23 protein-coding genes and 1 tRNA gene are annotated in these 21,466 nt (G+C 51.4%); 7 read left to right on the forward strand and 17 right to left on the reverse strand.

Annotated elements, in window-relative coordinates:
* The first annotated feature begins 72 nt into the window (after window positions 1–72).
* The 3 genes from Pelsub_RS03845 to Pelsub_RS03860 all read left to right on the forward strand — a co-directional run bounded on the left by Pelsub_RS03845 (window position 73) and on the right by Pelsub_RS03860 (window position 5,619).
* The gene (locus Pelsub_RS03845; RefSeq protein ID WP_174233247.1) at window positions 73–546 is read left to right on the forward strand and encodes an RpiB/LacA/LacB family sugar-phosphate isomerase; all 474 of its coding nucleotides are present in this window, start codon (window positions 73–75) and stop codon (window positions 544–546) included.
* Window positions 547–598: 52 nt separating this feature from the next.
* Window positions 599–1,906 carry a RuBisCO large subunit C-terminal-like domain-containing protein gene (locus Pelsub_RS03850; protein WP_116225844.1) on the forward strand — a complete coding sequence of 436 codons (1,308 nt, stop codon included), beginning with the start codon at window positions 599–601 and terminating at the stop codon, window positions 1,904–1,906.
* A gap of 755 nt (window positions 1,907–2,661) precedes the next feature.
* On the forward strand, window positions 2,662–5,619 hold the full coding sequence (locus tag Pelsub_RS03860; protein WP_116225843.1) for a tetratricopeptide repeat protein: 2,958 nt from the start codon (window positions 2,662–2,664) through the stop codon (window positions 5,617–5,619).
* A gap of 152 nt (window positions 5,620–5,771) precedes the next feature.
* On the opposite strand, the gene Pelsub_RS03865 is transcribed toward Pelsub_RS03860, so the two are convergent.
* The 12 genes from Pelsub_RS03865 to rpiB all read right to left on the reverse strand — a co-directional run bounded on the left by Pelsub_RS03865 (window position 5,772) and on the right by rpiB (window position 12,556).
* Window positions 5,772–5,843 (reverse strand) — tRNA-Lys (locus Pelsub_RS03865).
* 91 nt (window positions 5,844–5,934) lie between these two features.
* Complete coding sequence (locus Pelsub_RS03870) at window positions 5,935–6,273, reverse strand: YgiT-type zinc finger protein (RefSeq protein ID WP_116225842.1); 339 nt, start codon at window positions 6,271–6,273, stop codon at window positions 5,935–5,937.
* A gap of 65 nt (window positions 6,274–6,338) precedes the next feature.
* Window positions 6,339–6,611 (reverse strand): EutN/CcmL family microcompartment protein, encoded by a 273-nt coding sequence (locus Pelsub_RS15630; RefSeq protein ID WP_158674968.1) that lies wholly within the window; start codon window positions 6,609–6,611, stop codon window positions 6,339–6,341.
* Between the two features lie 8 nt (window positions 6,612–6,619).
* Window positions 6,620–6,940 (reverse strand): EutN/CcmL family microcompartment protein, encoded by a 321-nt coding sequence (locus Pelsub_RS03880; protein ID WP_116225840.1) that lies wholly within the window; start codon window positions 6,938–6,940, stop codon window positions 6,620–6,622.
* A 1-nt stretch (window position 6,941) separates the two neighbouring features.
* Window positions 6,942–7,325, reverse strand: coding sequence for a hypothetical protein (locus Pelsub_RS03885; protein WP_116225839.1), 384 nt, complete (start codon window positions 7,323–7,325; stop codon window positions 6,942–6,944).
* A gap of 51 nt (window positions 7,326–7,376) precedes the next feature.
* The gene (locus tag Pelsub_RS03890) at window positions 7,377–8,003 is read right to left on the reverse strand and encodes a hypothetical protein (protein ID WP_116225838.1); all 627 of its coding nucleotides are present in this window, start codon (window positions 8,001–8,003) and stop codon (window positions 7,377–7,379) included.
* Between the two features lie 5 nt (window positions 8,004–8,008).
* Window positions 8,009–8,872: an ethanolamine utilization protein EutJ gene (gene eutJ, locus Pelsub_RS03895; protein WP_116225837.1), complete on the reverse strand. Its 864-nt coding sequence runs from the start codon at window positions 8,870–8,872 to the stop codon at window positions 8,009–8,011.
* A gap of 65 nt (window positions 8,873–8,937) precedes the next feature.
* Window positions 8,938–9,243 (reverse strand): BMC domain-containing protein, encoded by a 306-nt coding sequence (locus Pelsub_RS03900; protein WP_116225836.1) that lies wholly within the window; start codon window positions 9,241–9,243, stop codon window positions 8,938–8,940.
* A gap of 28 nt (window positions 9,244–9,271) precedes the next feature.
* Entirely contained in the window at window positions 9,272–10,741 is a 1,470-nt protein-coding gene (locus Pelsub_RS03905; RefSeq protein WP_116225835.1) for an aldehyde dehydrogenase family protein, read from the reverse strand.
* Window positions 10,742–10,756: 15 nt separating this feature from the next.
* Window positions 10,757–11,047, reverse strand: a complete 291-nt coding sequence (locus Pelsub_RS03910) for a EutN/CcmL family microcompartment protein (RefSeq protein ID WP_116225834.1) — start codon at window positions 11,045–11,047, stop codon at window positions 10,757–10,759.
* A gap of 17 nt (window positions 11,048–11,064) precedes the next feature.
* Entirely contained in the window at window positions 11,065–11,745 is a 681-nt protein-coding gene (gene deoC / locus Pelsub_RS03915; protein WP_408635081.1) for a deoxyribose-phosphate aldolase, read from the reverse strand.
* A 232-nt stretch (window positions 11,746–11,977) separates the two neighbouring features.
* Entirely contained in the window at window positions 11,978–12,556 is a 579-nt protein-coding gene (gene rpiB, locus Pelsub_RS03920; RefSeq protein WP_198418389.1) for a ribose 5-phosphate isomerase B, read from the reverse strand.
* A 108-nt stretch (window positions 12,557–12,664) separates the two neighbouring features.
* On the opposite strand from rpiB, the gene Pelsub_RS03925 reads away from it, so the two are divergent.
* The gene (locus tag Pelsub_RS03925; RefSeq protein WP_116225832.1) at window positions 12,665–13,411 is read left to right on the forward strand and encodes a GntR family transcriptional regulator; all 747 of its coding nucleotides are present in this window, start codon (window positions 12,665–12,667) and stop codon (window positions 13,409–13,411) included.
* Window positions 13,412–13,419: 8 nt separating this feature from the next.
* On the opposite strand, the gene lepB is transcribed toward Pelsub_RS03925, so the two are convergent.
* Genes lepB through coaE form a run of 5 tightly spaced genes read right to left on the reverse strand, consistent with a single transcriptional unit; the run spans window position 13,420 to window position 18,724 of the window.
* Complete coding sequence (gene lepB / locus Pelsub_RS03930; RefSeq protein WP_198418390.1) at window positions 13,420–14,004, reverse strand: signal peptidase I; 585 nt, start codon at window positions 14,002–14,004, stop codon at window positions 13,420–13,422.
* A gap of 43 nt (window positions 14,005–14,047) precedes the next feature.
* Window positions 14,048–15,412: a ribosome biogenesis GTPase Der gene (gene der / locus Pelsub_RS03935; RefSeq protein WP_116225830.1), complete on the reverse strand. Its 1,365-nt coding sequence runs from the start codon at window positions 15,410–15,412 to the stop codon at window positions 14,048–14,050.
* A 33-nt stretch (window positions 15,413–15,445) separates the two neighbouring features.
* A complete protein-coding gene (locus Pelsub_RS03940; RefSeq protein WP_116225829.1) occupies window positions 15,446–16,693 on the reverse strand; it encodes a CdaR family protein in 1,248 nt (415 codons plus the stop codon).
* A gap of 1 nt (window position 16,694) precedes the next feature.
* The gene (gene cdaA, locus Pelsub_RS03945; protein WP_116225828.1) at window positions 16,695–17,579 is read right to left on the reverse strand and encodes a diadenylate cyclase CdaA; all 885 of its coding nucleotides are present in this window, start codon (window positions 17,577–17,579) and stop codon (window positions 16,695–16,697) included.
* Window positions 17,580–17,596: 17 nt separating this feature from the next.
* Complete coding sequence (gene coaE / locus Pelsub_RS03950; protein WP_116225827.1) at window positions 17,597–18,724, reverse strand: dephospho-CoA kinase; 1,128 nt, start codon at window positions 18,722–18,724, stop codon at window positions 17,597–17,599.
* Between the two features lie 312 nt (window positions 18,725–19,036).
* On the opposite strand from coaE, the gene Pelsub_RS03955 reads away from it, so the two are divergent.
* Genes Pelsub_RS03955 through Pelsub_RS03965 form a run of 3 tightly spaced genes read left to right on the forward strand, consistent with a single transcriptional unit; the run spans window position 19,037 to window position 21,337 of the window.
* On the forward strand, window positions 19,037–19,540 hold the full coding sequence (locus tag Pelsub_RS03955) for an Lrp/AsnC family transcriptional regulator (RefSeq protein WP_116225826.1): 504 nt from the start codon (window positions 19,037–19,039) through the stop codon (window positions 19,538–19,540).
* Window positions 19,530–20,291 carry an amidohydrolase family protein gene (locus tag Pelsub_RS03960; RefSeq protein WP_116225825.1) on the forward strand — a complete coding sequence of 254 codons (762 nt, stop codon included), beginning with the start codon at window positions 19,530–19,532 and terminating at the stop codon, window positions 20,289–20,291. The genes Pelsub_RS03955 and Pelsub_RS03960 overlap by 11 nt, the downstream gene beginning before the upstream one ends.
* Before the next feature lie 53 nt (window positions 20,292–20,344).
* Window positions 20,345–21,337, forward strand: coding sequence for a succinylglutamate desuccinylase/aspartoacylase family protein (locus tag Pelsub_RS03965; RefSeq protein WP_158674969.1), 993 nt, complete (start codon window positions 20,345–20,347; stop codon window positions 21,335–21,337).
* Window positions 21,338–21,466: the final 129 nt, after the last annotated feature.

Consider the following 21,466-nt stretch of genomic DNA (forward strand, 5'->3'; position numbering starts at 1 on the left):
CCAACGGCCTTTGATTTATCCATAGATTTTCCGAACATCTCAAACCAGAAACCACAATACTTTGGAGGTTGTATGACTGAACATAAAAACGCAATCATCATGGGCGCGGATAATTTAGGGTTGCCGCTCAAAAACACCCTGCGTGATTATTTAATTGAATTGGGCTATCCGGTCACCGATATTGGTGTGAATGACGATAAGCCCGTGAATTATCCCGAGATTGCCGTGAAGTTGGCGGAGCGTGTTGCTGCGGGAGAATTCTCGCGCGGCATTCTGGTTTGCGGGACGGGGATTGGAATGGCAATCACGGCTAACAAAATAGCCGGTGTACGGGCTGCCGTAATTCATGATCCCTATTCCGCAGAACGGGCGCGTGCCAGCAACGACGCGCAGATAGCTGCTTTTGGCGCTTTAGTGATTGGCCCCAGCGCGGCCAAAAAGATGCTGGATATATGGCTGGCAAGCGAATTTGTGCCCGGCAGCCGATCACAGCCCAAGGTGGACCTGATCAATGCGCTGGATAAAAAGCGCCTGTTAAACGATTAAAGAAGTTATCAACTGAATAAAAAAATATACAGATATTTAATGGTATTGATTGATGAAAAAAGCGGATATTGATGCATTTTACGCAGACCGGGTCAGCCTCGATCGGCAGAAATATATTGTTCTGGAATATTACCTGGAGACGTTGATTGAACCGCGTGAGGCGGCCGCTCATCTGTGCCAGGAGATGTCCACGGCGCAATGGAGCCGCGTGGGGGTGGATGAGGATTTTCGGCCTGAATTTGGCGCCAAGGTGGTTGAATTGACCGTTCTGGACGACCAGGCTCGGCCGAGCAGCCCGTACCTGGTCTCAACCATGGGAAGTACCGCGGAGCGGGTTGCCAGAGTCAACGTAACGATTTGGTACCCCTACCATAACTTCGGGACCAAGATCCCGAACCTTTTAACCGTGGTATGCGGCGAGGGTGTGTTTCACGCGCCGAATATCTGCGCCATACGGCTGGTGGATATCGATTTCCCGGAAAGCTTCCTGGCGGATTTTCAGGGGCCGCAGTTTGGGGTGGCGGGCTTGCGGGATATGCTGGGCGTTTACGACAGGCCGTTGTTATTTGGCGTGATCAAGCCGAACGTGGGCCTGCCGCCTGAGCCTTTTGCGCAGCTTGGTTTTGAGGCCTGGTCGGGCGGGCTGGATATTGCCAAGGACGATGAACAACTGGGCGATGTGGACTGGTCTTCGGTTGAGGAACGCTCCAGGCGTCTGGGAGCGCTGCGCAAGCGCGCCGAGGAATTGACCGGTGAGAAGAAGATTTATCTATGCAATATCACCGACGAAGTTGACCGCTTATTAGAACTGCACGATATCGCCGTCAAGAATGGCGCGAACGCGGTCATGGTCAACGGCATGACAACCGGCTTCAGCGCGGTGCGCATGCTGCGCAAGCATGCGCAGGTTCCGATCGTATCGCACTTCGATTTGATGGGCCCCTTCATCCAATTGCCCTGGTTTGGCGTCAAGGACCAGGTATTCACCAAGATCCAGCGTATGGCCGGTTTTGACGTGCTGATTTACCCGGGTTTCGATCACCGGCTGAAAACCAGCAAGGAAGACGTGCTGGCTAACGCCAAAGCCTGCCTGCAGCCGATGGGCAGCCTGAAGCCAACGCTGCCGGTACCGGCGGGCAGCCAATGGGCGGGTTCGCTGCAACCGCTTTACGAGACGTTGGGATCGGTCGATTTTGGCATCGTACCCGGCCGGGCAGTTTTTGGGCACCCCCAGGGCCCGCGTGGCGGCGCTGCCAGCCTGCGCCAGGGTTGGGAGGCAGTCGAGAAGGGTATCGACTTGAAGGAATACAGCTGGACGCACAGGGAGCTTCAACAGGCGATTGAGATGCATACAAGCTAATTAAAAGCTTCTGTGTTATATCGTTTATAGTGATCAAGCTTTGTACAAGTTAATTCTTATAGAGAGAAGCAATGTGATATTTATGCACATTGCTTTTTAATTATCAAAAAAATGTCTGTATTAAGGATAACAACAAGAAAAGAATAGCCAATTCTTTATTTATAAATAAAATGGCAGTAATATAAAAATTCCCATTCAAAGAAAAAGTATTGCTGACATCGATTTAAATCTATTCATAGAAATGGTCCCAGTGTGTTATATCCTACAAGGACCCATTTGTATTTATTTAGCGAAAAAAAATAGAATAGATATGACAATTAACAAAACGTTGGAATTCGAGTAGTGCGTGATTGATCTGGAATAAGCAGACATTGGGGAGCATGTTATCCGAAAGGTTTGCGTCTTCTACGTCAACGATGCAAAAAGCGCCGAAGTATTTGAGAAACTTCTGCGTGACAGCCTGGTCTGCCTGGCCGAGCTGCCCCTGGTGGATATCAACCCGGGCTTATCGGTGCACACCGGCGCTGGTCTGGTGGGGGTGTGTCCGGCAACAGATTGATTGAAAGATAACGAAAATACAAAAACCACCTTTGAAGGTGGTTTCATAAAAAATGGGTTGCCTGACCACCTGTCCAAAGCGAATTGTAGGGTGTCGAGGGGAACTTTTTTATTTAATTTGCCATTTAAATAGCTATAAATATAATGATATACAAGGGGATGATCAACTGTCTTCTTAGAAAAAGGAGAATTTAATATTGAATCATCAAGATAATTTCGATTTTGCTATAATGACAGCAGTTGATGATGAACATGAAGCTGTTCTGAAGGCGTTTAAATTTTGCCATAAAGATAAGGTTCTAATCGAAAATAGAATTTATTGGCAGAAGAATATACAAACAAAATTAGGAAATAATTATTCTTTAGTTGTTGCGCAATCACTGGATATGGCGAATGTCTCGTCAGCGATATTGGCAAACAATATAATTCATCACTTTCATCCAAAAGTGATTTTCTTGGTTGGTGTGTGTGCAGGCCGAGAAAACAAAGTAGAAAAAGGAGATATTCTCCTTGCTGAGGAAGTGTATTATTACGAGAGGGGAAAGCAAACTGAAAAAGGCTTTGAACCTGAACCTAAAATGCATTCCGCAGATGCTGGATTGATTGATTTTATTCGTAACCTTCCAAAAACGACTATCCCAAATTGCAAAACTCATGATGGAAGTATGAAAAGACCAAAAATGGTTAGGGGTGTTATTGGATGTGGCGAGAAGGTCATTGAAGATCCTGAATCATGGAATCAATTATTACAGCATCATCGGAAAATCGTTGCGATTGAGATGGAAAGTCACGGCTTAGCTTCTGCCATTTGGGAATACTCACAAGACTCAAAATTTATCGTGATCAAAGCTGTAATGGATTATGGTGTTCCACCAAAAGACGATAGGTGGAAACCATTTGCCGCGAAAGCAGCTGCTCTTTACATAAAAAACATTATTAATAACGATCCTTTTTATTCACAAAATGGAATTGCACAAAAAATAGAAGAAAATAAATTGCCTCCAAAAGGGAAATTGGCCAATCATGGTAATCTTCCCTTGGGTTCAAGGTTAGAATTTATACGCAATTCAAATTTTACAGGGCGAGAATCTGATTTAATGGAGTTGGCGAACCACTTTCTTTATCGGCCCAAAGAAGAAAACAATTCGGAAGTCTCAAGCATTTTTCTAACTTCTGGAATAGGGGGAATTGGAAAGACACAATTGGCGATTGAATTCTGTTTCAGGTACGGTCGATTTTTTCAAGGCATTCATTGGATCCAGGCTGATCAGGATGTAGAACCACAAATTGCTGATTGCGGGTACCGAATGGGGCTTACTCCTTGGCCAGAGAAATTATCCGACCAAGTAAATTCAACTATTAGAACCTGGGAAGCAGATAATAATCGATTAATTATTTTCGACAATCTTGAATCGTCTGAAGTACTTCAAAAATGGATACCAAGAATGCGAGGGATAATGGTTCTGGCTACATCCAGGCGCGACCAATGGCCCTCGGAAATGAATATCAGAACTTTGCCTATTAATGTATTAAATAACGTAGAAAGTAGAGAATTTCTACGAAATATCGCGCCTCGCTTAAATAAAGTAGACGATCAAGTTGTTGATATTCTTTCAGATAGATTAGGTTATCTTCCTTTAGCTCTTTATATAGCGGCAAATTATCTAAATGAGCGGAAAACATTTTCCGTTGAACAATTTCTAAAAGAATTGGATGAAAGAGGAAAAGGAATTTCACACACGGCACTATCAAACTGGCAGCAGAAAATTGGCCCCACTCATCATGTGCAAAATATCATTGCCACTTTTGATATGAGCTGGGCTCTACTCGGGGAATCGATAGAAGATAAAGCAGCAAAAATAATAGCTGTCGCGGCTGGATATTGTGCTCCAAATATTCCGATACCACCTTCTATTTTTTATGGATTAGAGGAGGAAGGAAATAAAGAAATTATTGAAAAAGCGCTGAATCGATTATACCAAGTTGGTTTGTTAATTTTAGGATCTCAATCGTTTCCTTATATTCATTCTTTGATTACTGAATATACTCGATTACAAATTGGATCAAGTAAGGACCTCAAGAAAATAATTAGTGTATTTGTGGTTCTCTCACACAACGCTCTTTCAACGAAATTGCCAGAATTGATGTATCCATATCTTGAGCATATGAAACAAATTATATTCTGGACAGATAATGGCGATTTTCCGGAAATAGGTATTGTGTGTGGAAATTTGGGTATATTTTTTCGCCAACTCACACAATTTAAGGATTCATTATTTTATTTAGAGGATAGCCTAGAAATCACCACAAACAATTACGGTGAAGATCACCCGATAGTTGCTATTTGTCTGAAGAATTTAGCAGCAGTACTTCAAGACATAGGCGATCCGGTGGGTGCCAAACAACGTATTGAACGCGCCCTGGAAATTGACATCAATGCTTATGGTAAGGATCACCCAGAAGTCGCTACTGACTTGAATATCTTGGTTGGTATCTCACGACAACTAGGTGATTTGGTTGGGGCAATGCAGCATTTTGAACGTGCCTTGGAAATTACAAACAAATCCTATGGAAATTATAACTTAACAGATGACATTGGTCGAAATAACTATTTAGCTGATGTTCATAAGGATCTGAGCGATCTACGCGAAATTGTCAAGGATGAGCAGAGTCTATTGATTAACCTGGTGCAGTATGATCAGTCCACTGGAGTGTTGCGCTGGAAGGATGTTCATCAGCGTTTAAAATCTGAGGTACTACGCAGTGTGCGCTATAAAAGAGATCTCTCACTTATACTTATGGTACTAATGTTACCTAACAATAAGGACATTTCAGGAAGGAAATTAACCACTCTAGAGGGCCAGATTATCGAAGTGATCCTTAACAATTTGCGCAAGGACTTAGATATTCTTTTCATCGGAGAAAAGATCGGTATCATCCTCCCTGAAACGACCGAAACAAGTGCACAAATCCTGGCTTTACGCCTCATAGATAAAATATTCCGCGGACTCCGCGCTGAAGTTGCCGTTGGTATTGCAAGTGTACCCAAAGATGCGGTTACTGAAGATAAATTGTTTGATCAGGCTGAATTAGCATTGAGGTTCGCAATAAGCTCTGACCAATCGGTTATTCCGGCAAGCCGTTTGTGCGCTTAATAACCCTTTAAGTAGCCCAGCGGAGTCGTCATTGATTGATAACTATCTTAGTCGTCCAATGCATACTGGTGTTGGCTTGGTGTGGGATGTACTTGGTGACGGTTTATAAAAACCGTCTCTAAAGGCGGTTTTTGATATAAAAACAACAAAAATGAGCGCGAAGGGGCTCGAACCCTTAACCAATGGCTTAAAAGGCCACTGCTCTACCATTGAGCTACGCGCCCATGAGAGACACTATTTTAACACGCACTGATTTTAACGTCAACGCGGGTTTCTTTCGAAACCCGCGAATTTATCTTAAAAAAGGCTCCGAACCTATTCCGGCGAGGGCGGCTGGGCGCTGGCTTGGGGGCTGTCGCTCTTGGCGGGCGCCTTCTTGGGTTTTGAGGTTTGCATCTTGGGGGGCAGGGGGCTGAGCAGCAGGGCCAGGCGGTTGAGCGCTTCCACGTCGTATTCACGCTTGCCGCATACGTCGCAAATCCACGCCGGAAAATCCGGCACGGTGATAAGCTCGTCGGCCAACCAGGTGAAATAAGTCACCTGGGTCTTATGCATCATCCCAATGCTGCAATCGCTGCATGGAAGCATGCTCTGTGGTTCGTTATACTTTCTCAACTTTGGGCCCTCTCGTTCTATACCCTTTGTTAAGGCCATTATACACCCACAAAACAAAAAATCCGCTTGCGCGGATCCTTTGAAACTGACAGAGAAAGAGCTGTTTATTCAGCGATATAAACCGAATCAATGATACCCACGATAACGGAAATAACGCAGGCGTCCTTATTGTTCATTACCTGACGCGCGCCGCTGCCCTCGCGGATGACCAGCACGGTATCGCCGATACCGGCCTGGCTGTTATCCAGCGCGACGAAATCGCCGCTGTTGTCCTCTTCTTCCAGGCTGAGCGGCTGCACCACCAGCAAACGGCGGTTTTTGAAAGCCGCGTGGCTGACGGTGGTGACAACGGTTCCGACTACTTTGGCAATGATCATATGGATTCCTATGTGAACGGATTGCGGCCTTTTTTCAGGACGGTGGAGAATTCGCCGTCGGGGCGGACATTCAGCTCGTCTACGATGCCCACCAGAGCCAGGTCGATGGGTACGAACTTGATCTCCGGCATGGCCAACGCGGCCTCGCGCGAACGTACCATCACGCATAAGTCGCCCGGACCGGCCTGAACCACGTCCGCGGCCACCTGCAGGCCGCCCAGCGGGTTGAGGTGCTTGTCCAGCGGTTGTACCACCAGCAGCTTCAAGCCCTCGGTGCCGGGGTACTTGATGGTGCAGATGGCTGTGCCTGTGACGCGCCCGAATAGCATCTTACTTTAACCCCAGATCGGCCGCGACGCGATCGATGATGCGTTCCAAGGTTGCATCGTCCACCTGATTGCCCAATTGGGTTTTCACGGCGCTTTTCACGCGCGCTTTGATGGCGTCCAGGCGCGCACTTGAATTGCCGCTGCCGCTATTGGAAGAAGCAGGGGTAACCTGTGGAGCGGGCTGGCTGACCGCGGGCTTGCTCAGGTAAGGGCGCACAGGCGCCGCCGGCGGTTTCTCGTTGGGTTCCACCAGCTGCATACCCAGCCTGCGCGCTTTTTCGTAAGCCAGATCGGTCAGCACCACATTTTCGTTGACAACCAGGCTGCGTTCGCCGCGGTTGACCATATCTTCAATGTCGTGTTCCGTGTAAAAGACTTTTGCCATATGTTTTTCCCTTCACAGGTTCATGTGCAAACCTGCTGCTAAACGGTGCGATTAGCCCCGTATGCCTTCCAAACCTTCCAATGCGCGCGTGGCCGCGTCGCGGGCGGAGATGATCTCGGCTTCCGAACCGGCCAGCCACATACGGCCGAAGCGGCCGACGCTGGAAACGTGCACGATATTAATGCTGGCTTTCTTTTCGGCCTCGTTGCAGGCATAGTTGATGTAGGCTGCGGGAGCGCATTCAAGCACCAGCATAGTCTCACCGGGGACGATCATGGAGCCGCGGCGGAAGCGGTTGAGCAGCTGCGCCTGGTAGGGATCTATGTTGGTGATGACCTGGGTGGAGGCGATTTGCGGTTTGATACGGTCTTCGACTTTGAGCCCCAAACGGTTCAACACTACCTCGCCGGCTTCGATTACGGCAGCCTGGTTGTGGGAGTGCACTTCGAACATGCCGAACTCGCGTTCAACAATCTGCGCGCCGGGCCTGGCCTCGGTAGCTTTGACGGCGATATCGACCACGCGGAAAACTTCGTTGCCGGGGGCCATTTCCACGTACAGGGAGGCCATACCCTCGGTGGACAGGTCGCCCTGGGTCACCGTGCCGATGAAGGCGGCGTATTGGGCCTGCATACGGTCAAGCATGCAATAACAGCGGAGTTGGAATTCATTTGCCATACTTTTTACTCGCTTTCACTATTCATTTCATAAGCCTGCTGCAGTGCGATGCCGATGGGTGTAACGAACAGCGGATCGGCTGGGATGGAGGTGGGGATGCCGGTGTACTGCTGCACCACGCGATCCATGCCCTGTGCGCAGGCGCTGCCGCCTACCAGGGTAATGTGTTCCACCTTGCGTCCCGCCAGGTTCCGGGCGGTGATGCTGGCCACTTTTTCCATGACCGGGCGCAGAACGGGGAAGAGTTCCCGCTGGCGACTGGGATCTTTCTTGTATTCCTCAGCTTCCTCGAAGCTCAAGTCCTTGGCACCGGCGATCACCAGGGTGAAATGCGTTCCGCCGGTGGCCTCGTCCGCGGTGTAAACCACTTGCCCGTTCTCGATGACGGCGATACCGGTGGTGCCGCCGCCGATATCCACGATGGCGCCATTGTCGACGCCCAGCAGATAGTTGGCAGCGCTGGGTTCATCCACCAGCCCGCTGCAGGTAAATCCGGCCGCTTCCACCACGTTGACGGTGGCGCGCACTTCCGCCAACGGCACGCCGGGCGGGTATGCGCTGGCGGCGCTGGTCAATTCGCGCCCCAAAAGGGCTTCCAGGCGGCTTTTCATGGCGCTCAGTTTGTCCACCGCGCCCATGTAATCCACCACCAGGCCGTCCTTGACCACCTGGGCGAATTGGTATTCACCCGCCACAACCTGCCGGTCCGCGTCCAGCACAACCAGCACCAAGTAAGCAGTGCCCAGATCGGCGCCCACATACAGCGGTCCCTGTGGAGGTTCAGCCAATGGGGCTGCTTCTTCCAGACTGGGCAAGATGGTTTGGCGGGCGCGCTGCAGGTAGCTGCCGAGATCGAAATGCTCTCGCATTATCATCGCACGCCTGCCGGCAGAATTCTGCCGGCTTTCAAGCGTATTGCGTCTTTAGGTCCGGCTTAGCCGATGCTGCCCTTGGACTTCTGCGGCAGGATCATTTCGACTTCGCTGTGCGGTCTCGGGATGACGTGGACGGAAACCAGTTCACCGACCCGTTTGGCCGCGGCTGCGCCGGCGTCTGTGGCGGCTTTCACCGCGCCCACATCACCGCGCACCATAACGGTCACATAACCACCGCCTACGTATTCCGAACCGATCAGAACCACGTTCGCGGCTTTGACCATGGCATCGGCGGCTTCGATGGAACCCACCAGACCTTTGGTCTCGACCATGCCAAGAGCGATTAATTCAGGATTTGTTGCCATATCTTTATTCCTTTCTATTTACTGCAATTTATTTTTGTTGGATGATTTCTTGAACAACTTTACGTACCAGTGCTTCTATATCCTGCGCGTCGGAAGGGTTGGATCCGGCAGCGGCCGTTGAGGGCCCGCGCAAGGCTGCTTCAGGGGGAGGGGTCAATTCGTAGGCCAGGCGTTTGACGTTGTACAGGTGATGGACGGAAATGTTATCGCCTGTGATGGCGCCGCCTTCGCCGCCGGAGCCCAGCGTGAGCGAGGGCATCAGTCCGGTGGTCAGGCCTACGGCGCCCAGGGTGCCCATGGTGTTGACCAGGATGCGGAAGACGGGTTTCTCCAGTCCAAAGGCCATGATGACTTTTTCATCGCGGGCGTGGATGATTTGCGTGTGGCCGCGCCCGCCGAACATGATCAATTCAATGGAGCGCTCACAGCCGGCTTCCCAGCCATCTTCTTCATACCAGCCCAGCACGGTGGTCAGTTTTTCGCGCGAGAGCGGTTCGCTCGTTCCGGTTGTGGTCAATTTTGTCACCAGCACGCGGGCCGATTGCGGGATGCTGAAACCGGCCATACCGGCTAGGGTTTGAGCAGGCTTGCCGACGGTTTGCGTGTTGATGCTGCCGTCCGGTTTGAACAGCAGCTTGCGCAGCTTGTCGGTTTGTTCCGCGTCGGTAAAAAACGCGCCCTGGGCTGCCATGAGCTGTTCCAGCTGGCGCGCGATTGGTTTGTCGGCCACCACGGCTTGCTCGGAAGCGCAGATGGTGGAGCAATCGAAGGCTTTGCTGGCTACGATGTAGCGGGCTGCCTTTTCCAGGTCCGCGCTGCGATCCACGTAAACAGGCACGTTGCCGGGGCCGACGCCGTAGGCCGGTTTGCCGACCGAATGGGCGGCGCGTACCATGGGGGTTCCGCCGGTGGCCAGGATCAGGCGCACGTATTTATGGCGCAGCAGTTCGTTGGTGCCCGGCAGGGAGATGTTTTGCATGCAGTTGACCAGATTATGCGGCGCGCCGGCTTTCTGGGCGGCTTCCTGCATAATCTGGCAGGTTTCGGTTGTGCAGCGGGCAGCGGAAGGGTGGGGCGCGATGATGATCGCGTTGCGCGCTTTAACCGCTGAAATGGACTTGAACATGGCTGTGGAAGTCGGGTTGGTGCTGGGGGTCAGGGCGGCAATAACACCCATCGGCCAGGCAATCTCGTAGATGCGCCGTTCGGTGTCGTGGCGGATGACGCCCACGGTGGGCGCATCCTTGATGCTGTTCCAGACGCCCATGGAAGCCAGTTCATTCTTGAGCTTTTTATGCGCAGGAATACCGTAGCCGGTCTCTTCATGCGCCATCTGCCCCAAGCGGGCAGAGGCCTGAAAAGCCGCTTCGGCCATGGCGGCGCACACGCGGTCGACTTCCTGCTGAGTGGCATGACCCCAGATCAGCTGGGCCTTATAGGCCGCTTCGGCTAAATCACGCGCTTCCTGCATGGATTGCAGGTCTAAGTCCAGAGCCATCCCAAATCCTTTCGTTTAACTTTTCCGGAAGGTCGATTTCCCTTCCACTTCCAAAGAATCAATCACTGCCATAATGACCGCGTCCACCGGACGATCCTTGGTGACGGTGGTTTGGCGCGCGCTGGAACCCGCTGCGGTCAGCACCAGGTCGCCCACGCCGGCATCCACAGAATCAATCGCCACAAAGGGCTTTCCGCTGGCTTTGCCGTACTCATCGGTCTGCTGGACGACCAGTAATTTGCGTCCTTCCAGCTTTTCATCTTTCATGGTGGAAACTGCTGTACCAATCACTCGGGCAATCAGCATACTCTTTTCCTCTTTCTTTAATAGCCTTTGGGGGTATCCGAGGGCGCTTTATCGCCCTGTACGATGCGCACACCGGCGCTGGCACCGATGCGGGTGGCCCCGGCTTTAATCATCTTTTCGAAATCGTCCAGAGTGCGGATGCCGCCGGCGGCTTTCACACCGATCAGCGGGCCGACTGTGCGGCGCATAAGGGCGACGTCTTCGACGGTTGCTCCGCCAATGGAGAAACCGGTGGAGGTTTTGACATAATCTGCCCCGGCTTCTTTGGCCAGCAGGCAGGCGATTTGCTTTTCTTCATCGGTCAACAGCGCGGCTTCGATGATCACTTTCATCAGGATGTTGCCGTCGTGCGCGGCCTGTACTACCGCCAGGATATCGCGCGCTACCAGTTCCAGGTTGCGGTCTTTCAGCGCACCGATATTGATGACCATATCCACCTCGCCGGCGCCGTTGGCAACGGCCTGGCGGGTTTCAAAGGCTTTCACTTCGGGTGTGTTGGCTCCTAAAGGAAACCCGACTGTGCAGCCTGTCTTCACGCCGGAACCGCGCAGCAATTCGGCGCACAGTCTGACGTGGGTGGGGTTGACGCACACGGATGCGAAATGATTTTCACGCGCTTCTTTGCAGAGCTGCGTGATTTGTTCGGTGGTGGCTTCCGGCTTGAGCATGGTGTGGTCGATGTAGCTGGCCTTGCTCAGGTCGTCCGGTATGCTGCCGAGCGTGCTGCTGATGCGTTCCGCGCCGGCGCTGATGACATGTCCCACTTCATCGAAGCAGGTTTTTACGCAGATATTATCCACGCATTCGACTTTGCACTGCTGCCCCTGCGAGGTTTCGGTCTGGTTGGATTCCTCCACCAGTGCGCTTAAAATCTCGCGGGTGACAATTTCAGCGATGTTTTCAATGTTTTTGGGATCAGTTATCATTTCTTTATCCCTCTTTCGTAAATTTTTTTTCGATGTCGGTGATTTTGTCCACTCGGCGGGCGTGTCTGCCGCCGCCGAAGTCGGTTTCCAAAAAGGTCTTGATGATCAGCTTAACCTGGTTGACGCCCAGCAAACCGGCGCCCAACGACAACACATTGGCGTTGTTATGTTCGCGGCTGTTGGAGGCAGTGGCGTAGTCCACGCACATGGCGGCGCGCACGCCCGGTACCTTGTTGGCGGCCATGCAGCTGCCGATACCGGCGGCGTCGATCACGATGCCGCGGCAGGCAATGCCCTGGCGGACCTTGTCGGCTACCGCGAAAGCAAAATCGGGATAATCTACCGCTTCTTTGCTGTGGGTGCCGCAGTCGATCACGGTGTGGCCCATTTCCTGTAAATAAGCAATGACGATGGTTTTCAGGTCGTAACCGCCGTGATCGCTGCCTACTGCGATGGTGCGCTTTTTTCCGGACGCACAGGGCTGATCGGCAGGTCGGGCAACGGCGGTTTGACCAGGAGTAGAAGTCTGAGCCATCACTTTTTGGACGATATTACGGATGTCTGTTTCGGATATATAATTCATTTTGTACCTTATCTTTTGAGTTTGACAAAAGCAGGTTGAGGATGTTAAAATGACTGGTAAAGACCACTTAACATCTTGTCGAGTTAATCTTAGCACGGGAAAAACAGTATGTCAAGTATGATTGATCCAGCCAATATCGTTCCGAAGTATTACCAGCTCGCAAACATTTTGCGCGAGCGGATCCTCAACGGCGAGTTCTCCGCCGGGGATGTTATCCCATCGGAACGCCAGTTGGAAGAACAATATAACCTCAGCCGCCCGACTATCCGCCAGGCCATTGACCTGTTGGAACGCCAGGGCTACCTGTACCGCGTGCACGGCAAGGGCACCTTCGTATCACCACCCAAATTACAGAAGGGTATGCTGGAATTGACCAGTTTCTCGGAAGATATGCGCAGCCGTGGCTTGGAACCCGGCCAGCGCATTCTGGAATTCGGTTATGTCGTCCCCAGCCCCAAGATTGCGCACCAGTTAGGGCTGAATGCTGCGGATGCGCGCGTGCTGCGCATCAAACGCTTGCGCACCGGCAACGATGAACCCATTGGCTTGCAGGATTCTTTCCTGGCATTGGAAGATAACCAGTCCATCACCCGTGAGGAAATCGAAAACAAGGGCTCCATTTATGCCATGCTCGAACAGAAATATGGCATTTACCCAACCGAAGCGGACGAAACACTGGAAGTTACGCTGGCGACGCCTGAAGAAGCAGATATGCTGCAAGTTCCGGTCGGCAGCCCATTGTTATTAAATGAAAGGACCTTGTGGTCGCAGGACCGCAAGGCCATTGAATTTGTTACCATTCTTTACCGCGGCGACCGCTACAAATATTTTGCGCGCTTGACGCGGAAGTGGTAATAAGCCACTCAGTGCGCAAAAATATCGGGGGCTTTAAGCGTCCGAATTTTATCCACCGGCCAGTAAACTAAAAAGGCTTTACCGATCACGTTTTCTTCCGGTACAAAACCCCACACGTGCGAATCCGCGGAAGGATTGCGGTTATCTCCCAATACAAACAATTCATCCGGCGGTACATCCCAGACGCCTTCGTATTCCGGAGCTGCGGAAATGTACGGTTCGTATAAAAGCTGGCCGTTGACATAGACCTGCCCGCCGGTCACTTCAACCTCGTCGCCTGGCAGTCCAATGACGCGTTTAACGTAAGCCAGATCGGGATCCAGAGGGTACTTAAACGTGATGATCTCGCCGTATTGCGGTTCATTGAACTTATAAGCCATCTTATTAACCATCAGGATTTCCCCCTGCACCAGGGTGGGTTCCATGCTGATCTTCTGCACCATCTCGCGCCCGACAACGGCGTCGATTAAAAAGTAGAAAACCGCTGCTAGCAGCAGCGTCTGGAAGATCTCCAGCAGTGTGCGCATCGTCTTTCTGGTTTCCAGAGGGTCATCGTCTACTTCAATGGGTAAATTATCGGGTCGATTTTCCAAAAGTATGCCTCAAAAGTTAAGGATGGGGGGATTATACCCCGGCTTAGCCGCGGCCTTTCAGAACCAGACGGATGGGCGTGCCGGTATAAGGGTATTCCTTACGGATACAGTTCTCCAGATAGCGTAAATAGGTGAAATGCGCCAGCTTGGGTTCGTTCACGTATAAGATGAAGGTGGGCGGGTCGCTGCGCACCTGGGTACCGTAATAGATTTTCAGGATGCGGCCGGTCTTGGAGGCCGGGGAGTGGGCGTCCTGCGCGCGCATCAGGATGCGGTTGAAAGCGGAAGTGCCCAGGCGCACCATGCGCTCTTCCTGCACTTCCAGCGCCAGCGGCAGGACTTTCTCAACGCGCTGACCGGTCAGTGCCGAGATAAACTGGATCGGCACGTAGTCCATGAAGTTCAGCGCGCGGCGGATATTCGTTTTGAAATCTTCAATTGTGAAGGTGTCTTTTTCGATGGCGTCCCATTTGTTGACCAGCACCACGGCACTTTTTCCAGCTTCCTGAATGAAACCGGCGATATGGGTGTCCTGAGCACTGATTTCCTTGGTGGCATCGATCATCAGCAAAGCGACATCGCAGCGTTCGATGGCGTGCATGCTGCGCAGCACGCTGTACTGTTCCACCCCGTGTTCCACCTTGCCGCGTCGCCGAATACCGGCCGTATCGATCAGGGTGATGGGTATATCGTTGAACATCATGGGTGTATCCACTGCGTCGCGCGTGGTGCCGGCAATAGAGCTGACAATAGCCCGGTCTTCACCCACCAGGCGGTTGAGCAGGCTGGATTTACCGGCGTTCGGGATACCCACAATGGCGATTTTAACGGAATTGTCATCTTCGGCATCTTTCGTATTTGGGAAAGTTGCCACCAGCGCGTCCAGTAAATCGCCGGTGCCGGTACCGTGTACCGCCGAGATGGGATATGGTTCGCCCAAGCCCAGTTGATAGAATTCCACCGCATTCTCGCGGAATTTTTGATTGTCGGCTTTGTTGACCACCAACAGGATGGGCGGCCAGGGTTGGCCTTCGCGCTTCAATTGCCGGGCGCGCAGCAGCTCGGTCACTTCCAGGTCGGCAGGCGTGATGCCGCTGATGGCATCCACCAGTAAGAGAATCGCATCCGCTTCCTGAACGGCTGCCATGGCTTGATTGCGGATTTCCTGAATGTATTCCTTTGAGGAAATACTGAGCGGTGATTTGGAACTGCCGCTGGTGGGGTCGATGCCGCCGGTATCCACGATGTGAAACCGGCGTCCATTCCAATCCGATTCAGCGAATAACCGGTCGCGGGTCGTCCCGGGGGTGTCGTCCACAATCGCCAGGCGTTCGCCCGCCAGACGATTAAAAAGGGTACTTTTGCCCACATTAGGGCGGCCAACAATGGCAACGATCGGTAGGTTCATCTAATTCTCTCTAATAAAATAATTTATAGTCTGTTATGGAGCGGCAGTCGGTTTAACCACAGGCATTATTTCTACTTCAATGGAAGCAGGCAGTTTGGACTCCACCAAAATTCCGGTAACATCCAGCTCCACCAACGGTTCCAATTGATAGACGCCTTCGGTGTAATCCGAAAGATTGATCAAGACGCGTACGTCGCTGGAACTCAATTGATCCAGGGTGGGTATTGGCCCGGAAAGGATTACGTCCACGCGGTCCGGGGAGAGAGTCACATTGTAATCCGGCAGCAAATCAACAATTTCCACCGGCAGACTGGTAAGTGTAACACTTCCCTGGATGGGTGAGATGGATACTGTCACCTTGATAGTGGATTCGCCCACCACAGAAATACCGCTGGGAACCGCCAACGGCAGAGAAACTTGTAAGTCCTCCTGCGCATCGGTGAGGTTGAGCGGCTGGGTTTCAATGTAACCGGGCAGGTTATTAACCAGTTCCGGATCGGACGAATAAACCGTTACCACCAGTGGATTCGACGAGATATTGGTCAAGCGATAACCGCTGGCGATTTGCCCGCTGGTGAGCACTTTGACGGAAACGTTGCGGTAACCGCCGCGCTGGCTGATGGGCATGGTGACATTCACCTTTTCCGGGCTGATGGTCACGTTATCGACAGGCAGGCCGTTTTCATCCAGGGCTAACAGCTCCAAGTCACGGTCGATATCCTCTTTGGCCTGGCTGATGTCCAGCGTGGCACGGATTTCCGCGACTTTTTCCACCTGGGAGGACGGGCCGCTGACTGTGGCCGTATCGGTGCTCAGCTTGGGCGCACCGGCTTCGTAGCCGACCGCCGGGCTGGAAGGCTGTACCAGGGTGATGGACAGGTCTTTGGTGTAAAGTTGTTCCAGGCGGACTTCCACTTCTTTGGGTGAGTAATTGTCCACCTTGACCGGTTGCGCGTCGATTTGCAGATCAATTGGCAGGGTGTAGTTCCCGGCTTCCAATCCGCTCAGATCCAGGAAGGCCCTGATCACATTCGCGTTGCTTAATTCCGAGGTCCAAATTGAGCTGGGCGCGCTGAGTGTCAGAGATACTTGTTCAGGCAGTTCGCTGGTGACGATTAAATTCGTGTTGAGGCCGGACACTTCCAGTTCGACCGGACGAGAATAATTGCGTTTTTCCACCGGATCGGTGGTGGTCACTGCCAGCACCCAAACCGCAACGGCCAATGCCAGGGCAGTCAATAAGATGGGCAGATTTATGGTTATGCGTTTAAGGGGGTTCATGTTAGTCCTTCCCCTGTTTGTTGGATTTGAATATCGCCAGGATAAATTGCCTGAGGTTGAATTTTTCCTGCTCTCCAATTTGCTGCTGGTAAAAAGCCATCAGTACGTTTTCGAGTTTATCCGCACTGATACGCCGCAGGATGCGTCCGCGGTGAGCCAGTGATATTGAGCCGGTTTCCTCGGAGACGACCACGGCGATGGCATCGGTAGCTTCCGAGATACCCAGGGCCGCGCGGTGGCGCAGGCCCATCTGGCGCTCAGGGGAGCTGTTAAGTACACCGCTGGATGAGAGCGGCATCACGCAAGCCGCCGCGCTGACGCGGTCGCCGACTAGAATAGCAGCGCCGTCGTGCAGCGGGGTGTTGGGATAGAAGATTTGCAGCAGGAGTTCAGGGGAAACCAGCGCTCCCATTTTCACACCGGTGTCTTCGTATTCACGCAGGCTGTCCTTGCGCTGCAGGACAATCAAAGCGCCCTGGCGAAAGACGGACAAACGCGAAGAAGCGCTGACCACTGCCTTGACCATGCGCCGAATCTTTTCCATATCCGTGTTTTCATGTTCGAAGAGAAAAGTGCTTGAACCGGCGCGCCCCAGACGTTCCAATGCCCGGCGCAACTCTGGCATGAAGATGACCGGAATGGTGAAAAGTAATGAGGGCAGGGTATTGCTGATCAACCAGGAGAAAGCCGGCAGGTTGATCAGAGTAGTTACCAGGCTAATGGCGATCACGAGAAAAATAACACCGCGCAGCAAAGTCTGCGCTTGTGTATCCTTGAACAGGAGCAGTAAGGCATAGAAGATCGCACTGACCAGAATAATGTCCAACAAACTGAGCCAGTCGAAACGCTGAATCAGGAATGCGATTTCAGAAAATAGGTTTGCCATATCGATTCAATAATCTCTTAAAACAATCTTAATAAATCCGGATTTGATTTGCTATATAGATTGTACCCTGCCTTTAATGCCGGGTTGGAGCGGTCTTCCATGCTCTTGCGTATATCATAACCCAGGCGTGCCAGCATGGATGCATCCTCGTTACGCGCGGGTAGGCTCAGTTTTCCGCAAAGGTAATAGGCATTTAAGGCTTCTATTCCTTTAATAAGGGTCTCCAGCTTTTCGCTGCTGTGCTCTGCCGTAAATTGATAACCTTCCAGACGGCAGGTAAACCCATCACGATTCCAAATGGCCAATTCATTTTCCTGCGCTGCGCTGAAGTAGAAACGCAGCATATCCCGCAGCAGCAAATCCTGTTGATCGTTTATTTTCGGGTCAACTAACCGCTGCGATTCCAGGAAGCGCGCCGGCAGACTGTCCGGATTTTCCCGCATAAATGTATGCGCTTGCTTCAGCCCGACCATATCTACGGGCAGCAGGTGGGCTTGCTGTTGGAGCGCCGAAAAGGATGCGGCGTCCCAGGTGGGGAGGGGCAGGGCCTGCCAGGCTGAGCTAACCTGTTCCCAGGCCGAGGCGATGCTTGTGTTGTTGTTGATAACCACATCCGCCTTTTCCTCCATTTGGGCAGCGGGTGTTTGTTGGGCCAGGCGGGCGCGCGCATCCGTAGGCGACATGCCGCGGGTGCGTTCCAGCCTTTCGTAAACGCTGCGCTCGTCCGCTTCCACCACCCAAATACTCTGGCATTGGCCGGCCAGGTCGCTTTCCAGTACTTTGATGGCTTCCACAACGACTACCGGCAAAGGCGATTGCGCAATAATCCGCCGGGTGGCAAGGGAGGCCAACGGATGCAGAATTTCTTCCAAATCCTCCAAAGCTTTGCGGCCGGAAAAAACCTGCAAGCCCAACTGTTTTCGGTTAATCTCCCCGTTTTTATCCAGGATTCCTTTGCCGAAGCGGGTGACGATGGAATCGTACGCCGGTCCGCCTATTTGAGATGCCTGGCGGGTAACCCAATCGGCATCCACGCCCAGCGCGCCTAAATGTTCCAGCATCTTGCGCACCAAACTTTTGCCGCTGCCGATATTGCCGGTCAGGCCGATTACGAAATGATTGTCTGCAGGTTTGATTTTATCCATGTTAAATTCATTTTAGCTGTGGCGGTTTTGACTGTCAAATTCATACGTTCGGGTTTGTAAAAATCCGGCAGCTTCCCTAGAAAAAACTATTTAATAAGGAAAGGAGTAGCTTTATTCAGGGAAAACCAGGTTTAACAACGCAATTATGTCTGAATATTTAGCTGGATAATTAAATATTAATCTTAAAATGCAAAAAATACCGAAAAATCAAAATAGTAGTGAAATATAATCAATAAATATGATAATATATTGACAATAATTTATTAATATATATAATTGGCTGAAATATTTTCAAGTCAATAGAAGGAAAATATGACTGAATTGGACGACCTCGATTATCAGATTCTAAAAGTGCTCATGAAGGACGGGCAGATAACGAACGTTGACCTGAGTAAATTGTTGGGGACATCGGTCAATACGGTGCGCAACCGCATCCAACGTATGATCGACAATAACGTCTTGCGCATTGTGGGGATAACCAACCCGCTGTTGATCGGATTTGATGTGCACGTCATTATGGGGGTGGACGTTGAATTCAACCACCTGGCTTCAGCTGCAAAAGGCTTTGCGGAGATTAACGCAGTACGCTACGTGGCCTATGCCAGCGGGGAACATAATCTGGTTGTTATGGCGTTTTTCCAAAACATGGAGCAATACTTCCACTTCCTGATGGAACAAGTGGCAAAAATGGAAGGCATTCTCTCTATCAAGGTGATGTTCGTGGGCGATGAGATCAAGCGTAATTATGATTATGTTGCTCACATAGAAGAAATCAAACAATTAAACCAATCAAAGGAGCTCCCGAATGATCATTGATTTTCACACGCATGCACCTGAACGGGGAGAATTCAAGGATTACCTTGATAGCATGGACGAAAACAAAATTGATATGGCGGTGATTCATCCCCTCGGCGAAAGCGTAGAAGAGATTTGCCGCTCAAATGACTATGTATATTCACTGGTAAAACAACACCCGGACCGTTTAATGGGTTTCGCATCCGTGATGCCGCGCGAACCCGGCGCTGAAAAACTGCTGGAGCGTTATATCAAGGATTACGGTTTCAAAGGTCTGAAACTGCATCCGCCCATGCAAAATTTCTCACCGGTGGACCCGCTCATCACGCCCGTCTTGGAAAAGGCTATTGAATTGGATATTCCGATTCTATTCCATACCGGCCCGATCTATGCGCAAAAAGCTACGGTAGCTTTCGGCGACCCGCTGTTGTTTGACGAGCTGGCCATCCGCCACCCCAACCTGACCTTTGTGATGGCGCACGGCAACCCGCTGGGATATGACCCCTGCATCGCAGCCAAACACCCCAAAGTGTACCTGGATACCACTTTGCGCCTGGCGGAAATCACACGGGTGATGCCCAACATCGGCGAGTTATATCTGGATTTGCTGCGCGGAGATGATAAATTGATCTTCGGTACGGATTCCAACCCAAGCCGCACGTGGCGCTTCAAATACAATCTGGAAGCTATCGAAAAGATGAACGTGCCCCAGGAGAGCAAGGAAAAGATTCTGTGGAAGACTGCGGCTAAATTGTTGAAATTGAATTTATAGGTTTTTTTAATAAGAAGGGATTTATGGGTGTTTTTATGGGTATAAGAAAGTTTTTGAATGTTGAAGCAAAACCGGGGGAAAAGCAGTTCGGACAGGTTCCGGTGGGTTTGCTGCCGGATGGCAATATGCTGCAAATTCCGGTGCATTTGGCTGCCGGTACTGAAGACGGCCCAACCATCCTGATCACGAATGCGCTGCACGGTGATGCTTTATCGGTTGCGGCAACCTTGATGCAGTTCTATACCGGCTTGAACACAGACGGTTTGAAGGGTTCTGTGGCAGTCATCCCGGTTTGCAATCCGTTGGCAGCGGCGGCCAACCGGCGCCACACACCGCAGGACGGTTGGAATATGAACCGAGTTTTCCCGGCACGATTTGATAACCCGTACAACCCCGGTTGGGTAACTCAGCAAATGGCTGTAGTAATCACTGAAGCCGTAGATCAATGCGACCTGGTCATGGATTTTCACAGTGGTTCTGATACGGTGATTCATTATATTTATGCGCGCACAACCGACCCGGATGCGCATGATGCGGAATTGGAATTAGCCAGTATGTACGGCTTCAAGTGTATTTATGCCGGCACCCCGGCCTTCTCCGGCACGGTCACCGATTACGCCGCGTCGCAGGGCAAAGGCGCGTTGTTGGTAGAACACGGCGGCATCGAAATTCCGCAAGAGAAAAAAGCCGAAGCCATTCGCGGAATATACAACATCATGAAATATAAGGGCATGCTGCCGGGCAAACCGGAAATTCCGGCTGAACAATTAGTGATTCGCGATAAGCAGCGTCCGCTGCTGCGCGCTCGTAACGGCGGTTTCTTCGTACCGGATTTGGGTATCGAACATCTCAATCAACCTGTTCCCAAAGGTACAGCCTTGGGTAAGATCATCAATCCATACACCTTTGAAGTTGTCGAATCACTGTGCGCACCTTGCGAAGAGACCATTCCGTTGATGATGAAGACACTGCCGAGTGTCATGTACCCGGGAGATTACACCTACATCGTAGGAGAAGGAGCGACGGCGCTGCGGTTAAAAAACTAACCATCCAGCCAAATAAATGAAAATATTGGTAAGCGAACGTTACAGTTATTGTCTGGGAAGGGCGCGCTCGGCTGATTTATAGGTATGCGTTGATTGGGTGCAGGAGGGCGCCCTTCTCAAAGGCTGGTC

Origin of the sequence: Pelolinea submarina (genome assembly GCF_003966975.1) — a bacterium.
GTDB lineage: Bacteria > Chloroflexota > Anaerolineae > Anaerolineales > Anaerolineaceae > Pelolinea > Pelolinea submarina.

What these genes read in the sequence shown, in the direction of transcription:
- Pelsub_RS03885 (WP_116225839.1), bottom strand. Translation starts at nt 7,325, where the DNA reads ATGGCAAAAGTCTTTTACACGGAACACGACATTGAAGATATGGTCAAC.
- cdaA (WP_116225828.1), bottom strand. Translation starts at nt 17,579, where the DNA reads ATGGCAAACCTATTTTCTGAAATCGCATTCCTGATTCAGCGTTTCGAC.
- Pelsub_RS03870 (WP_116225842.1), bottom strand. Translation starts at nt 6,273, where the DNA reads ATGGCCTTAACAAAGGGTATAGAACGAGAGGGCCCAAAGTTGAGAAAG.
- Pelsub_RS03910 (WP_116225834.1), bottom strand. Translation starts at nt 11,047, where the DNA reads ATGCTGATTGCCCGAGTGATTGGTACAGCAGTTTCCACCATGAAAGAT.
- Pelsub_RS03880 (WP_116225840.1), bottom strand. Translation starts at nt 6,940, where the DNA reads ATGCTATTCGGGCGCGTCACAGGCACAGCCATCTGCACCATCAAGTAC.
- der (WP_116225830.1), bottom strand. Translation starts at nt 15,412, where the DNA reads ATGAACCTACCGATCGTTGCCATTGTTGGCCGCCCTAATGTGGGCAAA.
- coaE (WP_116225827.1), bottom strand. Translation starts at nt 18,724, where the DNA reads ATGGATAAAATCAAACCTGCAGACAATCATTTCGTAATCGGCCTGACC.
- Pelsub_RS03925 (WP_116225832.1), top strand. Translation starts at nt 12,665, where the DNA reads ATGTCAAGTATGATTGATCCAGCCAATATCGTTCCGAAGTATTACCAG.
- Pelsub_RS03960 (WP_116225825.1), top strand. Translation starts at nt 19,530, where the DNA reads ATGATCATTGATTTTCACACGCATGCACCTGAACGGGGAGAATTCAAG.
- eutJ (WP_116225837.1), bottom strand. Translation starts at nt 8,872, where the DNA reads ATGCGAGAGCATTTCGATCTCGGCAGCTACCTGCAGCGCGCCCGCCAA.
- Pelsub_RS03900 (WP_116225836.1), bottom strand. Translation starts at nt 9,243, where the DNA reads ATGGCAACAAATCCTGAATTAATCGCTCTTGGCATGGTCGAGACCAAA.
- Pelsub_RS03850 (WP_116225844.1), top strand. Translation starts at nt 599, where the DNA reads ATGAAAAAAGCGGATATTGATGCATTTTACGCAGACCGGGTCAGCCTC.
- rpiB (WP_198418389.1), bottom strand. Translation starts at nt 12,556, where the DNA reads ATGAATTATATATCCGAAACAGACATCCGTAATATCGTCCAAAAAGTG.
- Pelsub_RS03845 (WP_174233247.1), top strand. Translation starts at nt 73, where the DNA reads ATGACTGAACATAAAAACGCAATCATCATGGGCGCGGATAATTTAGGG.
- Pelsub_RS03940 (WP_116225829.1), bottom strand. Translation starts at nt 16,693, where the DNA reads ATGAACCCCCTTAAACGCATAACCATAAATCTGCCCATCTTATTGACT.
- Pelsub_RS03955 (WP_116225826.1), top strand. Translation starts at nt 19,037, where the DNA reads ATGACTGAATTGGACGACCTCGATTATCAGATTCTAAAAGTGCTCATG.
- Pelsub_RS03905 (WP_116225835.1), bottom strand. Translation starts at nt 10,741, where the DNA reads ATGGCTCTGGACTTAGACCTGCAATCCATGCAGGAAGCGCGTGATTTA.
- Pelsub_RS03890 (WP_116225838.1), bottom strand. Translation starts at nt 8,003, where the DNA reads ATGGCAAATGAATTCCAACTCCGCTGTTATTGCATGCTTGACCGTATG.
- Pelsub_RS15630 (WP_158674968.1), bottom strand. Translation starts at nt 6,611, where the DNA reads ATGATCATTGCCAAAGTAGTCGGAACCGTTGTCACCACCGTCAGCCAC.